This window comes from Allobosea sp. P4_C6, from assembly GCF_056402015.1.
The window spans coordinates 1-2,223 of record NZ_JBFUIF010000194.1; the positions used below are offsets into that span (position 1 = coordinate 1).

At 62.2% G+C, this 2,223-nt stretch carries 1 protein-coding gene and 3 pseudogenes; 3 read left to right on the forward strand and 1 reads right to left on the reverse strand.

The window, feature by feature from the left end:
- Window positions 1-261 precede the first annotated feature (261 nt).
- The 3 genes and pseudogenes from AC1DVA_RS27820 to AC1DVA_RS27830 all read left to right on the forward strand — a co-directional run.
- On the forward strand, window positions 262-663 hold the full coding sequence (locus AC1DVA_RS27820; protein WP_476808040.1) for a cation diffusion facilitator family transporter: 402 nt from the start codon (window positions 262-264) through the stop codon (window positions 661-663).
- Window positions 662-1,338 (forward strand): annotated as a pseudogene (tnpC, locus tag AC1DVA_RS27825) (IS66 family transposase); the annotation flags it as partial. The gene AC1DVA_RS27820 and the pseudogene tnpC, both read left to right, overlap by 2 nt.
- 23 nt (window positions 1,339-1,361) lie before the next feature.
- Window positions 1,362-1,817 (forward strand): annotated as a pseudogene (locus tag AC1DVA_RS27830) (transposase); the annotation flags it as partial.
- Window positions 1,818-2,059: 242 nt separating this feature from the next.
- Here the strand turns inward: AC1DVA_RS27830 and AC1DVA_RS27835 are convergent.
- Window positions 2,060-2,173: pseudogene (locus AC1DVA_RS27835) on the reverse strand (IS5/IS1182 family transposase); the annotation flags it as partial.
- Between the last annotated feature and the right edge of the window lie 50 nt (window positions 2,174-2,223).

Consider the following 2,223-nt stretch of genomic DNA (forward strand, 5'->3'; position numbering starts at 1 on the left):
ACTCAACCGTGGCCGGCAAGCCCCCTATGCATTAGATTTAAACCGGGCCACCTGATGGGGGCAGGCCAATACCCGGAGGAGACCGCGCCGCTATTCTGCTTGAGCATCTGTGTGCGTCCTACAGGTTCGCCTGTTCGACCGGCGTTTTCAAAATGAATGGGAATTCTACGGCTAGGTCGCTGCCAAGTTCGTCTGTTTCGCGGAGTCGATTTCGCCGCACAGCCACACTTCGCAGGTCACTCACGGATTGCGGTGGTGGCCATGGGAGCAGACCTACTCGTCGCGACGCTAAAGTTTTCCGCAGCCTACGTGACAAATAGCTCCGCAATGTACGCGGAGGCGATACACTCGGTCATGGGCGCGGCGACCGAGATTGCATTGTTGTATGGCATCGTCGCAGCGCGACGGCCGGCGAACGCTATGCATCAGCTGGGCTTTGGACGAGAGCTCTATTTCTGGAGCTTCGTGGCAGCGATGTTGATCTTCGCAGGGGGCGCTGGCAGCGCCGTGCACGATGGGATCGCTCAGATCATGAATCCCCAGCCAATCCAGGGTCCCGCCGTCRACGCCGCCGTCCTGCTAATCTCTTTGACCTTGGAAGTGCTTATCACCGGCAACGCGCCATACCATTTGAGCGGAGGGCTGAAATTTTCAGAAGTGTAGCCGCGGAGGAGATTGCGTCGCGCGACATCTGGCCGGCTTCGCCGGCATCCTGCAGGTTGACGGCTACGCCGCCTACAGCCAACTGGCTAAGGCGAAGGCCGGCACCAACGAGACCGTCACGCTCGCCGGCTGCTGGGCACACCTACGCCGCCGCTTCTATGAGCTGCATGTCAGCGGGATGTCGCGGGTCGCCACGCAGTCCGTGACCTTATGGCCGGCCTGTGGAAGGTCGAGGACGAAATCCGCGGCCAGGATCCGGCAATCCGTGCCGCCGGCCGGCAGAAGCGGTCGGCAGCGATCGTCGCGGAGCTCTTCGCGCTATGGGAAGTCGAGCTGCGCCGTATCCCCGGAGAATCGAAGCTCGCAGAAGCGATCCGTTATGCGATCGCACGACGCCAGGTCCTCGAGCGCTTCATTGTCGACGGCAGGGTCAAAATTGACTCCAACATCGTCGAGCGTGCCATCAGGGCTCAGACCGTCGTCAGGAAGAACGCGATCTTCGCCGGCAGCGACGGCGGCGGGCGCACATGGGCGACGATCGCGACGCCCCTCCAGACCTGCCGCATGAACAATGTCGATCCGCTTGCTTGGCTGACCCAAACGCTCGAACGGATCGCCAATTGCTGGCCCATCTCTCAGATCGACCAACTCATGCCCTGGAACTTCAAATCCTGAACGGTGCCGGCTACGCGCTTACGGTTCATCTGCTGCGACACGGCCTCGACTTCGTGTCGTACAAGGACCGCAAGCCCGTCGCCGCCGCGCTTAAGATGATCTACCGGGCCGTCGACGCCGAAGCCGGTGAAGCGGAACTACGCGCCTTCGAGGATAGCCTCTGGGGCCGCCGCTATCCGGCCATCGCCCAGAGCTGGCGACGCGCCTGGAGCGAGGTCGTGCCGTTCTATGCCTTTCATTTCGATGTACGCCGGATCTTGTACACGACCAATGCCATCGAGGCTCTCAACGCCAAGCTGCGCCGCGCAGACCGCGCCAGAGGCCACTTCCCGACCGACGAGGCCGCGATGAAGCTCCTCTTCCTCGTCTTGAACCGCTCCGAGAAGGAGTGGAAGATCGCGCCCCGTGAGTGGGTCATGGCCAAAGCTCAGTTCGCCATCATCTTCGGAGAGCGCTTCACCAGGGCCATGGCGGCCTGATGTTCAACCCGCCGCCCGCACACGGAAATCCTGACATTCCCGGGCTCGAACGAGCCGGATTTAGAGAGGCTGAAGGAAAGAGCTTGCCGTCCTTATTGTCCAATCCGCCGACGCTCCGCGCGGGCGGCGCCTCATGATGGCGGGCGATCCATTGGGAATGCTTCTGATAGATTTCGGCCTGCCAATCGCGCRCTGGCGTGTTCCGGCGCGACATGGGCGCCTCCTTTCAATGAGGGATCGCCTACGGCCAGCGCCATCACCACCCGGATCAACCGCAGCGGATGGTTCTTCCGCACCCGCGTCTCCAAGTCCACATAGCTGACCAGCGCGCCCGTTCTCTCKCCCGATCCCCTCAAATCACCCTCCAGGCCGATCCTGCCTGCAGCGAATCACGCCACCGTGTCGC